Below are 15,469 nucleotides of genomic sequence, written 5' to 3'. Positions count from 1 at the left end.
TTCGTCCTGAGCCAGGATCAAACTCTCATTAAAAGTTTGAGTTCTCACTCATTTCTGTCACTGACAGATTTATTGTTTTTTCATTGTTCAGTACTACAACCTTAGTTGTAGTGCCCTGCACATTGGTTCGTCTTGTTCAGTTTTCAAAGGTCTTTGTCACTTGCTTCTCTCAAGCGACAACTATATTAGTATATCACAGTCGCTTTCGCTTGTCAACACTTTTTTGAAACTTTTTTAAGTTTTTTTGAAACTTTTTTTCATCAAGTGTTTCAACCGTAACATACCATAGTCCGTACGGGATTCGAACCCGTGTTACCGCCGTGAAAAGGCGGTGTCTTAACCCCTTGACCAACGGACCAGAGTTGTTATTTTCAACTCTTACTATTATACCGACTTTTCAAACTTTGTCAACACCTTTTTTAAACTTTTTTTATTAATTTTACAACAGCTTCAGTTCGAGCTGTATGTGGGAACATATCAACTGACTGGATATAATGGACATTGTAGACTTCTACTAAGCGTACCAAATCACGAGCCAAAGTCGAAACATTACAAGAAATATAGACCATTTTTTCTGGTACATAAGTAAGAATAGTATCTAATAACTTATCGTCCAGACCTGTACGTGGTGGATCCACAATCAGTGCATCTGCCCGGTATCCTTCCTTGTACCAGCGAGGAATAATCTCTTCTGCTGTTCCAGCTTCATAATGAGTATTGTCGAACCCCATTCTTTTAGCATTTCGCTTAGCATCTTCAATAGCTTCTGGAATAATATCCATACCTCTGAGTGTTTTAACTTTCTTTGCAAAGGCAAACCCAATCGTTCCAACTCCACAATAAGCGTCAATCAAATGGTCTTCTTTATCAACATCCAGCGCTTTTACTGCTTCGCTATAGAGGACTTCTGTTTGCTCAGGATTTAGTTGATAGAAAGCTCGAGGGGATAGTGAAAATTCATAATCGAGTACACCTTCTTGAATACTCTCTTGTCCCCAGATAATCTCTGTCTTTTCACCATAAATCTCACTGGTTTTAGCTGTATTTGTATTCACAGCTACTGTCACAACTTCTGGAAAATCTTTAACCAACTCTTTTACCAGTTGGGTTAAATTAAGCTGACGATTTGTAACAATAATAATCTGAACCTGTCCAGTCTTTCTTGCTCGTCGGACCATTATAGTTCTAACACCTAGAACTTTTCTCTCATCCGTGATTGGAATCTGGTGAAAAGTAAGTAATTCTGCTAGACGATTAGCAATCACTTGAGTTTCCTTATCTTGTACTAGGCACTCTTTCAACTCTACCAAATAATGAGAGTTTTGTGCATACAGACCTGCCTTGACCTGATTCTTAAATTTTCGAGTCTGAAATTGTAACTTAGCACGGTAGTACTTTGGTTCCTGCATACCAATCGTCGGGCGGATTTCATAATTTTCATATCCTGCAGGGGCAAATTTTTTCAGCGCTTGATGAAGCAAGTCCGTCTTGAACTCCAGCTGCTTATCATAATGCAGGTGCATGATCTGGCAGCCTCCGCATTCATTATAAATAGTACAAGCTGGCACAACTCGAAATTTAGACTTCTTGTTAACCTTTAGTAATTTTGCTTCAACAAAGTTGCGTTTAATAGAAGTAATCTGACAATAGATATCTTCTCCTTTGAGAGCACCGGGTACAAAGACTAAAGTTTTTTGATAAAAGCCAATTCCCTCACCATTAATTCCCATGCGCTTGATTTTTAATGGTATTTTTTGTTTCACTTTCAGATTCATACCCCTATCTTATCACATTTTGAGTTATAATAGAACTATGAAAATCACAAAACTTGAAAAGAAAAAAAGACTCTATCTGATGGAGCTTGATAATGGAGACAAATGCTACATTACTGAAGATACTATTGTTCGTTTTATGTTATCAAGAGATAAGGTGGTAAGCGAAGAAGAATTGAAAGAGATTCAAGACTTTGCCAAATTTTCTTACGGTAAAAATCTAGCCCTCTACCACCTATCCTTTAAAGCACGCACTGAAAAAGAGGTCAGAGAATATCTAAAAAAATACGATATTGATGAAAACATAGTTTCTCAAGCCATTGCTAATCTTAAAGAAGATAAGTGGATCAATGATAGCCAATACGCTTATGCTAGCATCAATGCCAATCAACTTTCAGGAGACAAGGGGCCTTATGTATTGACTCAGAAATTAGCACAAAAAGGAATTTCAAAATCTACTATAGAAGAGAACTTGAAAGAATTTGATTTTTCGGAAGTTGCTCAACGTGTAGCTAATAAACTATTGAAAAAATATGAGGGAAAACTTCCAGCTCGTGCCCTGCAAGATAAGATTATACAGAACTTGACCAACAAGGGCTTCTCTTACTCTGATGCTAAAGTTGCTTTTGACGAGTTGGATAGTCAAGTTGACCAAGAAACGACTCAGGAACTCATCTTCAAGGAACTTGATAAGCAATATGCTAAGTATGCTCGAAAGTATGAAGGATACAAACTGAAGCAGCGTTTAACTCAAGTTTTAGCACGAAAGGGCTACGATTTTTCGGATATAGCAAGCGCTCTTAGAGAATATCTTTAATATTTCCAAGTGAAATTCACAGATTTTAGATAATTTTATGGTACAATAGTAAATGATAAACTTATAAATTGTAGAAAGTTGGTTAGTTATGAAGCTTCCAAAAGAAGGCGACTTTATTACAATTCAAAGTTATAAGCATGATGGGAGTCTCCACCGAACTTGGCGGGACACCATGGTACTAAAAACAACAGAAAACGCCATTATTGGTGTCAACGATCATACACTGGTTACCGAAAGTGATGGTCGTCGTTGGGTCACTCGAGAACCGGCTATTGTTTACTTTCACAAGAAATATTGGTTTAATATCATTGCCATGATTCGTGATAATGGAACTTCCTACTATTGCAATATGGCTAGCCCCTACTATCTGGATGAAGAAGCACTGAAATATATTGATTACGATTTGGATGTTAAAATTTTTACAGATGGAGAAAAACGTCTCTTGGATGTTGAGGAGTATGAGCGTCACAAACGCAAAATGAATTATTCTGATGACTTGGACTATATTTTAAAAGAACATGTCAAAATTCTTGTTGATTGGATTAACAATGGACGTGGTCCTTTCTCAGAAGCCTATGTAAACATTTGGTACAAGCGCTATGTAGAACTAAAGAATCGGTAAAGTTGTCAAACTAGGGTGAAAGCCCTGGTTTTTTTATTTGAAAAACCCAGCTTTTCAACTGGGTTGGTCTCTATATATCTAATTTAGTAACTGTAAATTTGATATGGGAATAATCTTTTTCAACATCCTTATCCAGCAAGAAAGCTGTAGCGTCCTTCTTAACCTGAACCAAGTCAATATTCTGAGCTTGAGCCGCATAGACACATCCACAATAACATTGACGGTAGATGTCATACTCTTCACACATCTCTACTGAACGTTTGTAGCCTTGATTTTTCTTGAAATCACTTGGAAGATAGTGTGTTGTGTAAATTTTTTGCACATCAATTCCGATGCTGTTGATGGTTTGAGAATTCTTATGAGGACTGATGGTCAAGGCTGAGCCAAAGTAGTCAAAGCCCAAACCCATAGCCACTTGCGCTGTCTTATCCAGTCGGTAGTCAAAGCAAACCTTGCAACGGTCGCCACCTTCAGGCTCTTCTTCCAGTCCTCTGACTAACTTACGGTATTCATTTGGTTCGTAGGGAGCTTCTAGGTACTGAACCGTATTTCCTGTTCGCTCATTGAAATCACTGACGAATTTCTTGGTGACATAGGCACGCTTATGGTATTCTGCCTTGGGATGGATATTGGAATTAGCAAAATAGATGGTCACATCTGCATACTTGGTCAAATATTCTAGTGTATAGGTACTACAAGGGGCACAGCAAACATGCATGAGAATAGTTGGCCGCTGCTCATTTTTCTCCCATACTTGTACCATCTTCTGCATGACACGGTCATAATTAATCTTCTGATTGGGGTTCATCTTGCTCAGAATTTCTTCTACATCGATCATGTTCTTCTCCTTTTTCTAGTCTTATTTTATCATATAAGTTAGGAGAGCTCAAATCAATTTAGAAATGAACATCATAAAAAGGAGGAATAGGCATTCCCTCCTTTTGTGTTTTCTATAGAAAGCTTACATCATGCCGCCCATCATGCTTGGATCCATTGCTGGAGCCGGAGCTGCTGGTTCTGGTTTATTAGCTACGACTGCTTCTGTTGTTAAAATCAAGCTGGCTACAGATGCTGCATTTTGTAGGGCTGAACGGCTCACTTTAACTGGGTCGATGATTCCCTCTTCAATCATGTTGACCCATTCGCCAGTTGCTGCGTTGAAGCCTGTACCAACTTCAGCATTCTTCAAGCGATCGATAACGATTGAGCCTTCAAATCCTGCATTGTGGGCGATTTGACGAACAGGTTCTTCCAAAGCACGGAGAACAATATTGCGGCCTGTTGCTTCGTCTCCTGTTAATTCCAAATTCGTCACGGCTGGAATCACATTTACAAGGGCTGTTCCACCACCTGCAACGATACCTTCTTCAACAGCTGCACGAGTAGCGTTGAGGGCATCTTCAATGCGGAGTTTCATTTCTTTCAACTCAGTTTCAGTTGCGGCTCCGACCTTTATAACTGCTACACCACCTGACAATTTGGCCAAGCGTTCTTGCAATTTTTCACGGTCAAATTCAGAAGTTGTGGTTTCAATTTGAGACTTGATAACTGCAACACGGTGGGAAATAGCTTCAGGATTTCCAGCACCTTCTACGATAACAGTGCTATCTTTGTCCACAGTTACTCTCGCTGCTTGACCAAGTGCTTCAATTGTAGCATCTTTCAACTCAAGACCAAGGTCTTCAGTGATAACTGTTCCGCCTGTTAAGATGGCAATATCTTCAAGCATGGCTTTGCGACGGTCACCAAAACCAGGAGCCTTAACTGCTACTACGTTGAAGGTTCCACGAATCTTGTTCAAAACAAGAGTTGGAAGAGCTTCACCATCTACATCATCCGCAATAATCAAGAGCGGACGATTGCTTTGGAGAATACTTTCTAGGAGTGGCAAGATTTCTTGGATATTGGAAATCTTCTTATCAGTAATCAAAATATATGGATTTTCAAGGTCAGCCACCATTTTCTCGCTATCTGTCACCATGTACTGTGAAAGATAACCACGGTCAAACTGCATACCTTCTACAACTTCAAGCTCTGTTTCCATACCACGTGACTCTTCAATGGTGATGACTCCGTCTTTGCCAACTTTTTCCATGGCTTCAGAAATGTACTCACCGACTTTTTCAGAACGAGAAGATACAGCAGCAACCTGAGCGATGGCTTCTTTATTAGCGACAGGGATGGCATTATTTTTCAAGGCTTCTACTGCTGCAGCAACTGCTGTTTCAATCCCGCGACGAATGCCGATTGGATTGGCACCTGCAGTGACGTTTTTGATTCCTTCACGGACGATAGCTTGGGTCAAAACAGTTGCAGTTGTAGTCCCATCACCCGCAATATCATTGGTTTTTGAAGCTACTTCTGATACCAATTTGGCACCCATATTTTCAAAATGGTCTTCTAATTCAATTTCTTTGGCAATAGTCACACCGTCATTGGTAATCAATGGTGAACCGAATGATTTTTCAAGAACGACATTACGACCTTTTGGTCCCAAGGTTACTTTAACAGTGTCTGCAAGGATATCGACACCACGAACCATAGCTGAACGAGCATCAGATGAAAATTTAATTTCTTTTGACATACTTACTTTCTCCTTCTATTCTTCAATGATAGCCAAGATGTTAGCTTCGCCTACGATGATGTACTTTTCATCGCCATCTTTGACATCAAGACCTGCGTGGGCTTCAACTAAGACACGATCTCCAGGCTTAACACTTGGAGCTACCAAGTCACCGTTCAAGGTACGAACACCTTGTCCAATAGCCACAACTTGGGCTGTTTTTGTTTTTTCTTGAGCTGAACCCGCAAGGACAAAACCTCCAACAGTTTGTTCTTTTTCTTCTACTTTTAAGACCACACGGTCTCCTAATGGTTTCAACATCTGTTTTCCTCCATGATGAACTACATATTATTAGCACTCTTTATATCTGAGTGCTAATTTATAGTTCTATTGTATCACTTGGTCAGAAATAGTCAAGAAAAAAGTCTGACTTTCTCAAGATAAAAAGCCTGAAAGCAACTCAGACTTTTCAATGTTTAAAATGGCAATTCTTCCTCTTCCAAAACCAAATCTGCCAAATCCTGTCCTGCATTATTTTCACGCATAGCACGTTGGGCACGACTTTCCAAGAGTTGGAATCCAGTAACAAGTACTTCGGTCACATAATTCATTTGACCATTTTTCTCAAAACGACGGGTACGCAATTCCCCATCAACGGAAATGAGACTACCTTTGGTTGCGTAGCTTGCCAAAGTTTCTGCTAGTCTGCCCCATAGGACCATATTGACAAAATCAGCTTCACGTTCACCATTTTGGTCTTTGTAACGACGATTTACAGCGATAGTTGCTCGCGCTACTGACTTGTCATTGCTGGTTTTGTGCAATTCTGGTGTAGACGTCAAGCGTCCGATCAAGATAACTTTATTATACATATTTTTTCCTCCTACTTATCTATTCGTAGGAAATCAAAAAAAGTTACAGAAATTTGTAACTTTTCGAGGAAATTTTTTAGTTTTTATGAACCATGAAACCTGTCGCTTGTTGATTTGCCATAATGGTCATATCTGTAATCTGCACACGACGAGGTTGACTGGTCACATAGATAACTGTATCAGCGATATCTTGTGCCTGCAAGGCTTCGATTCCTTGGTAAACGGACGCAGCTCGTTCTTTATCACCGTGAAAACGTACCGTCGAAAAATCTGTTTCGACAATTCCAGGCTGAATGGTCGTCACCTTGATATCCGTTGCGATGGTATCAATTCGCAATCCATCTGAAAAGGTCTTAACCGCTGCCTTGGTAGCTGAATAAACTGCTGCACCTGCATAGGCATAAATTCCTGCGGTTGACCCCATGTTGATGATATGTCCTTGATTGGCTTTTACCATTGCTGGCAAGAAAGAGCGAGTGACTGCCATCAAACCTTTGACATTGGTATCCAGCATGGTCAACATATCCAACTCTTCATAGTCCTGATAGGGTGCTAAACCTAGAGCAAGTCCGGCATTGTTGACCAGAATATCAATCTGACCTATCGTTTCCAAAATATCGGAGCAGACAGTCTTGACCATGGTCATATCCGTCACATCTAATGAAAAGGTCCAAACTGTTTGACTAGGAAAAGTTTTTGCAAACTCTGACTTGAGGGCTTCTAGTCTGTCTATCCGTCGTCCAGTTAGAACGACATTCTCACCCTGCTCCAGATAAGCACGCGCAATCGCTTCACCGATTCCTGATGTCGCTCCTGTAATCACTACATTTTTTGCCATCTTATTTCCTTCTATCTAGTGGTCCAGATACTGATAACTTCCTAAGCAGTCCAATGCTTAGCCGGGTCGAATGGTGTTCCGACAACTTGGTCTTCTGATAATTCAATAATACCACGTTTTTGCGGAGCATTTGGCAAAGCAAGTTCACGAGGGCTGCACATCATTCCAAAACTCTTTTCGCCACGAAGTTCACCTGGGAAAATGAGGTTGCCTTTTGGCATCATAGCTCCAGGAAGAGCTACAATAGTTTTCAATCCAAGACGCGCATTTGGAGCTCCGGCAACAATTTGCACAGTCTTATCACTTGCGACTGCAACTTGGCAGATATTGAGGTGGTCACTATCTGGATGGGCTACCATCTCAACAATTTCACCGACAACAAACTTAGGTTCCTTGTCATTAACAATTTCCTCTGCGAAACCTTCCGTTTGTAATTCTTGGTTCAAACGAGCGACTTGCTCATCTGATAAAAAGACTTGACCACGCTCTGCAATTTCAAATAAACTTGAAACTTCAAAAATATTCCAAGCCACTGTTTCCCCATTATCTTTGAGGAAAACACGAGCTACCTTACCTTTGCGTTCCACATCTAGTTTGGCATCTCCGCTGTTTTTCATGATGACCATAAGGACATCACCGACATGTTCTTTGTTATATGTAAAAATCATTGTTTCCTTTTTCTCCTACTTCAGTCCTGCTAAAAAGTCGTTAATTTGTTGCTTGCTTTTACGGTCGCGATTAACAAAACGACCGATTTCCTTGTCCTTTTCTAGAACAACAAGGCTAGGAATTCCGTAAACATCCCAGAGTTTGGCCAAATCCATATACTGGTCTCGGTCCACACGAATAAAGGTGAACTCTGGATTGGTCTCCTCAATTTCTGGCAAGGCAGGATAGATATAACGACAATCGCCACACCAGTCTGCTACAAAAAGAAAGACCTTCTTGCCATCTTTTTCCACTAAAGATGCTAATTCTTTTAAACTTTCTGGTTGTATCATAAAACTTCCTCCTCATAGACTAAGTCTTCATTTTCATAGACAAAGGTATAATGACGGCCATCCTCAAAAATGACACCGCCAACCAAGCTCTCCAGACTACTTTCATAGACTTGAACATAGAGGGTCGCAATTTCCCCCATGTCTGAAAAATGGTCTCGCACAATCGCTGTCAACTCTTCCTGAGTCTTCATGAGCTTATGGTCATCTGCAACTTTTTTCGTAGCAAGGGCAAGGCTCCCAATACCAAGCAGAGCCAGACCTGCCATCCACATTTTTTTAGCTTTCATACCATTCATTTTAACACAAAAAAGGCTTTAGGACAAATGAGGAAGCAGCAGAAAAACAAGTAAAAAGCCTCTTCCTTTAAGGAAAAGGACTTCTTATACTCAATGAAAATCAAAGAGCAAACTAGGAAGCTAGCCGCAGGTTGCTCAAAGCACTGCTTTGAGGTTGTAGATAGAACTGACGAAGTCAGCTCAAAACACTGTTTTGAGGTTGTGGATGAAGCTGACATGGTTTGAAGAGATTTTCGAAGAGTATTATTCTTATTGCCAAGCACCTGAGTTGCCAACGTAGTAGCCATCAAGCGTGTAGGTATTGCGAAGCATCTTACCTGATGAAGCTAGATAATACCACTTGCCATTATCTTTGACCCAATCATTCGCTAGCACGGAACCAGAAGAACTTACATAATACCATTCTCCCTTGTCATAAACCCAAGTGCTTGCTTTCATAGCTCCTGAGCAATTAAAGGTTCAAAAAACTGTCCAATATCATTCATTTTTTTAAAACATTTGACACTACATCATCCACGCTGTAGGACATAGATACATCAAACGTAAGAGCCAAAATATCGAAAAATATACAACTTTGAAAGGCAACATTTCATTTTTTAAAGTCTAACAACCATAGAACTGAAATCAGAGCAAGGCATCAATTTCCTACTCTTAGTACGTCTATTTTGATGGTTGAAGTGAAGATTTTTTATTTAACGTAGACAATACCCAACTTCCCAAAAGCCACATCCCCACGGATAATCAAGGTTTTGCTGGTTGGGGCTAGAGGGGCATCTGCCTTGGCTACACCACAGAAAGTTTCCACCTTCAAATCAACTCTCCAATGTTGGGGAACATAGATAACTGCATTGCCAAAACCAACTTCGATATCCAGAGTAGCAAAATCACCTAACATCTCTGCATTATCATAATATATCTTGGCATTCCCAAAACCAACTTCAACTTGGTCTTCTACCAATTCTTGGTCTTGCTTGTAGAAAGTCCCTGTCCCAAAAGCGACTTCCTTATCTGTAAGAATGGTCTTTTCACCGTCATACCACCATTTTTTTCCATTCCAAGTTCTGTTAGAATGAGTCAGCATGTTTACTCCGAGAACAATTAGAACTCCTGCCCAGATTAGTGTCTGATTTGGAATCGGTAAAATATCATAAAAATGATTAGCAATCATGAGGGCCACTAGGGCTGTAAAAGAGGCTGATGTCAGATGACGACGAAGCAAAGCCTCAACTGATTGGTAGGCAAAAAAAACAATACCAATCAAGGGCCAAATTTGCCCTCCCAGAGAAGGGATTCCAAAATTTCCTTGTAACAATATTATAGCTGCAAAAATAAGCAACACAATACCAAATGCTTTCTTTTTCATGTTCTTACCTCATGTTTCTTAGATTTTCTTTTAGGAGGGATTGGTAATGCCGTGAGACATGAACCTCCTTGTGGGTTTGATAAAAGGAAATGGTGCCCGTTCCTGAAAAGGACTTGTCCACCGAATAGACTTGCCGAATATTAGCGATCGTTGACTTGGATACCCGACTAAAATAGCGAGGAAGGATAGCCTCTAACTCATAGAGTTTAAGTCGAACCTCGTAGGCATCTTTCTGGGTATGGGCGTAAATCTTGTTCCCCTCTGTTTCAAAGAAAAGAATTTCCGACAAGTCCAGATAATATTCACCCGTCCCCTTGTAAAAAATCAACCGAGGAGACTTGGACTCTTGCAAGAGCCGCTGTAAATCCGCAATCTCATCTGTCAAAGCCGCTGCCTTGATGACAATTTCAGTTTCCTCTAAATTGCTGTCAATTTCGATTCGTAACTTCATTCCATCTCCTTTCTGACTCTACTATATCAAAGCCAAAATAAGAAAACAAGAGCAAAAAAGCAAGTGGTTACTTTAGGCACGTAAGTGGTTCTAGGACCGCCTTAACATACAAGTCAAAATAGAAAGAAAAGCACACCCCACACAAGAGCACAAATATAGCCAACCACTACATCCTTGGGATAATGCACGCCACCTAAGACTCTCACTAGACCTAGGAAGGCTGATAATGTCAAACAAATCATCCCCATAGTTAGACTAGCATGCAAGCAAGCCATGGAGATAATGGTTGCTGAAAAGACATGACGACTGGGCATAGACTGACCAGGACTATCTCTGTCAAGCAAGGGTTTAATATCCCATTCCTCATAAGGTCTAGGGGCATTGATTTTCTTGCGAAGAAAGGACAAAACCACAAAACCTGACGCAGGAACAAACAAGTAGATCCATATCTTTTTCCCAAGTCCTTCTTGGAGATAGGTAGTTGCTAACAAGGTTAGATAAATCATAGGCATAACTACCGTCATGAACCGATTGAAAGCTCTTAACAATCTCAGAAGAAAGGGCTTATTTTCAATCTTACCAGCAATGTGGTCATACCATTCTTGATAATTCTTCATATATTTTCTCATCACTTACTCAAATTTTGCTTATAGGGAAGCACTTGTCTTCTAGTATAGTGCAGAAAAAGAAGGCCGTCAAGCCTTCTTTGGGTTTATTCTTCTACTTCGTCTTCTGTAAATTGACTGTTGTAGAGGTCAGCGTAGAAACCAGCTTGTGCCATTAGCTCATCATGATTTCCTTGCTCGATGATATTGCCATCTTTCATGACTAGAATAAGATCAGCATTTCGGATAGTAGACAAGCGGTGGGCGATGACAAAGGAAGTTCTGCCTTCCATCAAACGGTCCATGGCTTTCTGAATCAATTCCTCTGTACGGGTATCAACAGAAGAAGTTGCTTCATCTAGGATTAGGAGTGGCGCATCTTTCAGCAAAGCACGAGCAATGGTCAAGAGTTGTTTTTGCCCGACAGACAAGGTTACCGTGTCGTCCAAGACTGTATCGTAACCATCTGGTAGAGTCATGATAAAGTGGTGAATCCCTACAGCCTTGCTGGCTTCGATCACGCGCTCATCACTAATACCCTTTTGGTTATAGATAAGATTGTCTCGGATAGTCCCTTCAAAGAGCCAAGTGTCCTGCAAGACCATTGAAAAGGCATCATGTACTTCCGAACGCTTCATCTCCTTGGTATCCACACCATCAATGCGGATACTTCCCTTATCAATCTCATAAAACTTCATCAAAAGATTGACAATGGTTGTCTTCCCAGCTCCGGTCGGTCCGACAATGGCAACCTTTTGACCTGCATGAGCAGTCGCAGAAAAGTCATGGATAATGGTTCGCTCTGGTGTATAACCAAAGGAGACTCGATCAAAGACTACTTGACCTTTCATATCGCTCAATTGTCTTGCTTTATGGGATTCATCTTCCATCTCCTCTTCAGCTAGGAATTCGAAGACACGTCCCATGGCTGCACTAGCCTGCTGAAGACTAGTAATCCCTTGGGCAATTTGTGAAAGAGGCTGAGAAAAGATACGAACGTAGGCCATAAAGGCAACGATAATCCCGATACTGATGTGCCCATTCAGAGCCAAGGCTGCACCAACGATAATCACCAAGGCATAGCTAAAGTTCCCAATAAACATCATAATCGGCATCATAATCCCTGAAATAAATTGAGATTTCCAGATACTGTCATACAGACGATGGTTTAATTTCGCAAACTCTTCTTTCGTATTCTCGATAGCATTGTAACTGGTCACCACATTATGGCCAGAGTACATTTCCTCCACATAGCCATTGACAGCTGCCAAATCTTGTTGCTGACTCTTAAAAAATCCCTGGGATTTGCCCATAAAGACGGATACAAATGCAAATCCAATAAGGGTTGAAACAACCGTTACCAAGGCTAAAATCCAGTTCATCCCAAACATGGTTACCAAGACTGCCACGACCAGTAAAGTGGATGAAAGAACTGTTCCCAGACTTTGATTAAGGGACTGGGCTGCAGTGTCAACGTCATTGGTTACACGAGACAAGGTATCTCCTTGAGAATGTCCATCAAAATACCCCAATGGTAGGCGATTGATTTTCTCTGCAATCGCTCTTCTCAAACGCTCTGAAAAACGTTGAATAGCTGTTGTAAACAGAAAGGCCTGCAAATAATTTGATAGAAGTCCGATCACATAAATCACGGCCAAAAAACCACCAATAGCTGCAACCGCCGCGACATCCACACTAGTTCCCAGACCATTTGCAATGATATTGGTCATTTCCTTAATGCGGGTTGGCCCATATACAGTAATGATATTGGATACGATTGTTGCTAGAAAGGCAATCAAAAGGGCAAACTGGAGGCCTGCAAGATAGGGTTTACTCTGTTTCCAAAGAGACATTTTCTTATTTTCCATGTTCCAATTCCTCCTTCGATAGTTGTGAATAGGCAATTTCTTGGTAAACTTCGTTATTAGCTAGAAGTTCCTTGTGGGTGCCTTGTCCCACGACTTTTCCTTGATCCAAGACCAAAATCAAATCAGCATCCATAATCGTTGAAATACGCTGTGCGACGATAAGCTTGGTCATAGACTTGGTTTTCTCTGCTAGCTCTTGGCGTAGGACACTGTCTGTCTTGTAGTCCAAGGCTGAGAAGGAGTCATCAAAGATGAGGATTTCTGGCTTCCGAGCTAAGGCACGCGCAATGGCCAGACGCTGTCTTTGACCACCTGAGAAGTTGGTTCCTCCTTGGGCCACTTCTGACTCTAAGCCCGCTTCCTTGTCTTCGATAAAGTTCTTAGACTGGGCCAATTCCAAGGCTTGCCACATAGCTTTCTCACTAAGTGGTGTTTCTTGACTCTGTCCAAAGTCTAGATTAGCCTTGACATCACCTGAAAAGAGAACAGCTTTTTGTGGAATATAACCAACCTTGTTGCGCAAATCTTCTAAGGCATAGTCTTGAACATTGACACCGTCTACAAGAATCTCTCCTGCTGATACGTCGTAGAAACGTGGAATCAGATTGACCAGAGTTGATTTACCAGAACCTGTTGACCCAATAAAGGCCACTGTTTGACCAGCTTCTGCTCTAAAGCTAACATTCTCAATAACCGCCTCCGAATTTGCCGCATAGCGGAAGGTCACATCCTTAAACTCGACCTGACCTTTGAGGTTTTCATCAGCCATCCGCACTTGAGCAGGGTTTTGAATAGAAGAATGCAGATCTAAAACCTGGTTGATCCGCTTAGCAGAGACCATGGTGCGAGGAAGAACGATGAAGAGTGCTCCCATGAGAAGGAAGCCCATGACAACCTGCATGGCATAAGACATGAAAACAATCATGTCACTAAAGAGAGGCAGACGCGCTATCGGAGCAGCGTCGTTAATCACATAGGCCCCAATCCAGTAAATCGCCACACTCAAACCACTTGAAATCCCCATCATGATAGGGTTCAAAATAGCCATAAGACGGTTGACAAACAAATTCAAGCGTGTCAATTCATCATTTGCTGCTGCAAATTTTTCATTTTGGTATTCTTCAGCATTGTAGGCGCGAACGACACGAATACCTGTTAAACTCTCACGAGTGATACTGTTCAATTTATCTGTCAGCCCCTGAATCAAGGACTGTTTTGGAAAGGCTAGCGTCATCAAAACAGTCGTCATCAGGACGTTGACAATCACTGCCACAAGTACGGCCCAGAGCCAGTATTCTGAATGGCCTAAAATCTTCCCAATAGCCCAGATAGCCATAATTGGACCACGCGTTACCACTTGCAAGCCCATGGTAATCAACATCTGAACTTGAGTAATATCATTGGTGGTACGAGTTAAAAGACTGGGAATAGAGAATTTCTTAATCTCTGTCTGCGAGTAATCCAAAACTCGGTTAAAAATATCACTTCTCAGCCTACTAGTATAAGAAGCCGCCACTCGGGATGCAAAAAATCCAACTGCAACTACGGACAAGAAGGCAAGAAAGGACATTCCCACCATCATGCTTGCCGGCTGCCACAACTCATCTAAATTAGTTCCTTGACTACCTAGCAAATCCGTAATTTTCGAGATATAGGTCGGCACTTCCAACTCCAGATAGACCGAAAAGCAAGTAAAGAGAATGGCTAGTAAAATCATCCCCCATTCTTTTCTACTAATTCTTTTGGCTAATTTCTTCATTCTCTCCTCCTATTCCCTTGATATTGTCCTGTAGTTGACCGAGAACTTTCTCAAAAATCAGTAATTCATCTTCATCAATATCTTCCATCAACTGCTTGTCTATTCGTTCAAAAAAAGCCTTAACCTGTTGCATCTGAGAACGTGCTTTGTTCGTCAAACGAACAAATTTTGCCCGCTTATCGCTAGGACTCGCCTCCAATTCCACCAAACCATTTTGCACCATACGCTTGACCAAATTACTAGCAACAGACTTGGTAATATTGAGTTCCTGCTCTATATCTTTAATCAAGACCAAGTCTTGGTTTTTCTCACGATTATCCAAAAAACGCACAACCTGACCTTGCGGTCCACCCATAAATTCAATACCACAACGTTTGGCTTCCTTTTGCACCATGAGATGAATCTGATGACCAAAACGCTTAAAGACTAACATCGGTTTATCCATACTAACTCCTTTCTAACCATCACATTTAGTTCCCTAGGAACTAAATAAGTTCCCATGAGAACTATTTTACCATTTTCAGAAAAGATGTCAAGAAAAAGTTTCCTAGAGAACTATTTTCTTGATTCAAAAAATCCCAAGTGATTTTTTCACTTAGGATCATGTTCTCTAGGTTAAATTAGAATCCGTCTACTTTTACA

The 15,469-nt window shown here is 40.9% G+C and carries 18 protein-coding genes, 1 tRNA gene and 1 pseudogene; 3 read left to right on the top strand and 17 right to left on the bottom strand.

Annotated features, from left to right (window positions below):
• Window positions 1-286: 286 nt before the first annotated feature.
• Window positions 287-358 (bottom strand) — tRNA-Glu (locus HT679_RS11030).
• Between the two features lie 61 nt (window positions 359-419).
• Window positions 420-1,775, bottom strand: coding sequence for a 23S rRNA (uracil(1939)-C(5))-methyltransferase RlmD (rlmD, locus tag HT679_RS11025; protein ID WP_173214647.1), 1,356 nt, complete (start codon window positions 1,773-1,775; stop codon window positions 420-422).
• Window positions 1,776-1,812: 37 nt separating this feature from the next.
• Here rlmD and recX point away from each other — a divergent pair, with 37 nt between their 5' ends.
• Window positions 1,813-2,589 (top strand): recombination regulator RecX, encoded by a 777-nt coding sequence (gene recX, locus HT679_RS11020; RefSeq protein ID WP_173214645.1) that lies wholly within the window; start codon window positions 1,813-1,815, stop codon window positions 2,587-2,589.
• Between the two features lie 88 nt (window positions 2,590-2,677).
• On the top strand, window positions 2,678-3,211 hold the full coding sequence (locus tag HT679_RS11015; protein WP_000775321.1) for a DUF402 domain-containing protein: 534 nt from the start codon (window positions 2,678-2,680) through the stop codon (window positions 3,209-3,211).
• 70 nt (window positions 3,212-3,281) lie between these two features.
• On the opposite strand, the gene HT679_RS11010 is transcribed toward HT679_RS11015, so the two are convergent.
• From HT679_RS11010 to HT679_RS10975, 8 genes are all read right to left on the bottom strand, one after another.
• On the bottom strand, window positions 3,282-4,049 hold the full coding sequence (locus tag HT679_RS11010) for an epoxyqueuosine reductase QueH (protein WP_084920455.1): 768 nt from the start codon (window positions 4,047-4,049) through the stop codon (window positions 3,282-3,284).
• A 123-nt stretch (window positions 4,050-4,172) separates the two neighbouring features.
• Window positions 4,173-5,795 carry a chaperonin GroEL gene (groL, locus tag HT679_RS11005; protein ID WP_173214643.1) on the bottom strand — a complete coding sequence of 541 codons (1,623 nt, stop codon included), beginning with the start codon at window positions 5,793-5,795 and terminating at the stop codon, window positions 4,173-4,175.
• Window positions 5,796-5,810: 15 nt separating this feature from the next.
• Window positions 5,811-6,095 carry a co-chaperone GroES gene (gene groES, locus HT679_RS11000; protein WP_100127934.1) on the bottom strand — a complete coding sequence of 95 codons (285 nt, stop codon included), beginning with the start codon at window positions 6,093-6,095 and terminating at the stop codon, window positions 5,811-5,813.
• A gap of 155 nt (window positions 6,096-6,250) precedes the next feature.
• On the bottom strand, window positions 6,251-6,646 hold the full coding sequence (locus HT679_RS10995) for a single-stranded DNA-binding protein (protein WP_166731206.1): 396 nt from the start codon (window positions 6,644-6,646) through the stop codon (window positions 6,251-6,253).
• A 76-nt stretch (window positions 6,647-6,722) separates the two neighbouring features.
• The gene (locus tag HT679_RS10990) at window positions 6,723-7,484 is read right to left on the bottom strand and encodes an SDR family NAD(P)-dependent oxidoreductase (protein WP_173214641.1); all 762 of its coding nucleotides are present in this window, start codon (window positions 7,482-7,484) and stop codon (window positions 6,723-6,725) included.
• Between the two features lie 41 nt (window positions 7,485-7,525).
• Entirely contained in the window at window positions 7,526-8,152 is a 627-nt protein-coding gene (gene ytpR, locus HT679_RS10985; RefSeq protein ID WP_173214639.1) for a YtpR family tRNA-binding protein, read from the bottom strand.
• Window positions 8,153-8,167: 15 nt separating this feature from the next.
• Window positions 8,168-8,485: a thioredoxin family protein gene (locus tag HT679_RS10980; protein ID WP_173214637.1), complete on the bottom strand. Its 318-nt coding sequence runs from the start codon at window positions 8,483-8,485 to the stop codon at window positions 8,168-8,170.
• Window positions 8,482-8,781 carry a DUF4651 domain-containing protein gene (locus tag HT679_RS10975; RefSeq protein ID WP_001815024.1) on the bottom strand — a complete coding sequence of 100 codons (300 nt, stop codon included), beginning with the start codon at window positions 8,779-8,781 and terminating at the stop codon, window positions 8,482-8,484. The genes HT679_RS10980 and HT679_RS10975 overlap by 4 nt, the downstream gene beginning before the upstream one ends.
• 93 nt (window positions 8,782-8,874) lie before the next feature.
• Here HT679_RS10975 and HT679_RS10970 point away from each other — a divergent pair, with 93 nt between their 5' ends.
• Entirely contained in the window at window positions 8,875-9,006 is a 132-nt protein-coding gene (locus tag HT679_RS10970; RefSeq protein ID WP_173214635.1) for a chlorohydrolase, read from the top strand.
• A 24-nt stretch (window positions 9,007-9,030) separates the two neighbouring features.
• Here HT679_RS10970 and HT679_RS10965 read toward each other — a convergent pair.
• The 7 genes and pseudogenes from HT679_RS10965 to HT679_RS10935 form a co-directional block, all read right to left on the bottom strand.
• Window positions 9,031-9,228 (bottom strand): annotated as a pseudogene (locus tag HT679_RS10965) (N-acetylmuramoyl-L-alanine amidase family protein); the annotation flags it as partial.
• A gap of 241 nt (window positions 9,229-9,469) precedes the next feature.
• The gene (locus HT679_RS10960) at window positions 9,470-10,144 is read right to left on the bottom strand and encodes a hypothetical protein (RefSeq protein ID WP_173214631.1); all 675 of its coding nucleotides are present in this window, start codon (window positions 10,142-10,144) and stop codon (window positions 9,470-9,472) included.
• Between the two features lie 4 nt (window positions 10,145-10,148).
• Window positions 10,149-10,595 carry a LytTR family DNA-binding domain-containing protein gene (locus tag HT679_RS10955; RefSeq protein WP_000776604.1) on the bottom strand — a complete coding sequence of 149 codons (447 nt, stop codon included), beginning with the start codon at window positions 10,593-10,595 and terminating at the stop codon, window positions 10,149-10,151.
• A 113-nt stretch (window positions 10,596-10,708) separates the two neighbouring features.
• Window positions 10,709-11,212: a phosphatase PAP2 family protein gene (locus HT679_RS10950; protein WP_173214629.1), complete on the bottom strand. Its 504-nt coding sequence runs from the start codon at window positions 11,210-11,212 to the stop codon at window positions 10,709-10,711.
• A 95-nt stretch (window positions 11,213-11,307) separates the two neighbouring features.
• On the bottom strand, window positions 11,308-13,068 hold the full coding sequence (locus HT679_RS10945; RefSeq protein WP_173214627.1) for an ABC transporter ATP-binding protein: 1,761 nt from the start codon (window positions 13,066-13,068) through the stop codon (window positions 11,308-11,310).
• The gene (locus tag HT679_RS10940; protein ID WP_173214624.1) at window positions 13,058-14,827 is read right to left on the bottom strand and encodes an ABC transporter ATP-binding protein; all 1,770 of its coding nucleotides are present in this window, start codon (window positions 14,825-14,827) and stop codon (window positions 13,058-13,060) included. Before HT679_RS10940 ends, HT679_RS10945 begins: the two co-directional genes overlap by 11 nt.
• Window positions 14,802-15,272 carry a MarR family winged helix-turn-helix transcriptional regulator gene (locus tag HT679_RS10935; protein WP_173214622.1) on the bottom strand — a complete coding sequence of 157 codons (471 nt, stop codon included), beginning with the start codon at window positions 15,270-15,272 and terminating at the stop codon, window positions 14,802-14,804. Before HT679_RS10935 ends, HT679_RS10940 begins: the two co-directional genes overlap by 26 nt.
• Window positions 15,273-15,469: the final 197 nt, after the last annotated feature.

It is taken from the genome of Streptococcus sp. 4886 (assembly GCF_013276485.1).
In the GTDB taxonomy this organism is placed as follows: domain Bacteria; phylum Bacillota; class Bacilli; order Lactobacillales; family Streptococcaceae; genus Streptococcus.
The sequence above is the reverse complement of the archived record's forward strand: the minus strand, read 5'-3'. Positions and strand labels throughout refer to the sequence as shown.

What these genes read in the sequence shown, in the direction of transcription:
- HT679_RS11015 (WP_000775321.1), top strand. Translation starts at nt 2,678, where the DNA reads ATGAAGCTTCCAAAAGAAGGCGACTTTATTACAATTCAAAGTTATAAG.
- HT679_RS10935 (WP_173214622.1), bottom strand. Translation starts at nt 15,272, where the DNA reads ATGGATAAACCGATGTTAGTCTTTAAGCGTTTTGGTCATCAGATTCAT.
- HT679_RS10940 (WP_173214624.1), bottom strand. Translation starts at nt 14,827, where the DNA reads ATGAAGAAATTAGCCAAAAGAATTAGTAGAAAAGAATGGGGGATGATT.
- HT679_RS10955 (WP_000776604.1), bottom strand. Translation starts at nt 10,595, where the DNA reads ATGAAGTTACGAATCGAAATTGACAGCAATTTAGAGGAAACTGAAATT.
- HT679_RS10960 (WP_173214631.1), bottom strand. Translation starts at nt 10,144, where the DNA reads ATGAAAAAGAAAGCATTTGGTATTGTGTTGCTTATTTTTGCAGCTATA.
- HT679_RS10970 (WP_173214635.1), top strand. Translation starts at nt 8,875, where the DNA reads ATGAAAATCAAAGAGCAAACTAGGAAGCTAGCCGCAGGTTGCTCAAAG.
- HT679_RS10950 (WP_173214629.1), bottom strand. Translation starts at nt 11,212, where the DNA reads ATGAAGAATTATCAAGAATGGTATGACCACATTGCTGGTAAGATTGAA.
- recX (WP_173214645.1), top strand. Translation starts at nt 1,813, where the DNA reads ATGAAAATCACAAAACTTGAAAAGAAAAAAAGACTCTATCTGATGGAG.
- rlmD (WP_173214647.1), bottom strand. Translation starts at nt 1,775, where the DNA reads ATGAATCTGAAAGTGAAACAAAAAATACCATTAAAAATCAAGCGCATG.
- ytpR (WP_173214639.1), bottom strand. Translation starts at nt 8,152, where the DNA reads ATGATTTTTACATATAACAAAGAACATGTCGGTGATGTCCTTATGGTC.
- HT679_RS10945 (WP_173214627.1), bottom strand. Translation starts at nt 13,068, where the DNA reads ATGGAAAATAAGAAAATGTCTCTTTGGAAACAGAGTAAACCCTATCTT.
- HT679_RS11010 (WP_084920455.1), bottom strand. Translation starts at nt 4,049, where the DNA reads ATGATCGATGTAGAAGAAATTCTGAGCAAGATGAACCCCAATCAGAAG.
- groES (WP_100127934.1), bottom strand. Translation starts at nt 6,095, where the DNA reads ATGTTGAAACCATTAGGAGACCGTGTGGTCTTAAAAGTAGAAGAAAAA.
- groL (WP_173214643.1), bottom strand. Translation starts at nt 5,795, where the DNA reads ATGTCAAAAGAAATTAAATTTTCATCTGATGCTCGTTCAGCTATGGTT.
- HT679_RS10995 (WP_166731206.1), bottom strand. Translation starts at nt 6,646, where the DNA reads ATGTATAATAAAGTTATCTTGATCGGACGCTTGACGTCTACACCAGAA.
- HT679_RS10990 (WP_173214641.1), bottom strand. Translation starts at nt 7,484, where the DNA reads ATGGCAAAAAATGTAGTGATTACAGGAGCGACATCAGGAATCGGTGAA.
- HT679_RS10980 (WP_173214637.1), bottom strand. Translation starts at nt 8,485, where the DNA reads ATGATACAACCAGAAAGTTTAAAAGAATTAGCATCTTTAGTGGAAAAA.
- HT679_RS10975 (WP_001815024.1), bottom strand. Translation starts at nt 8,781, where the DNA reads ATGAATGGTATGAAAGCTAAAAAAATGTGGATGGCAGGTCTGGCTCTG.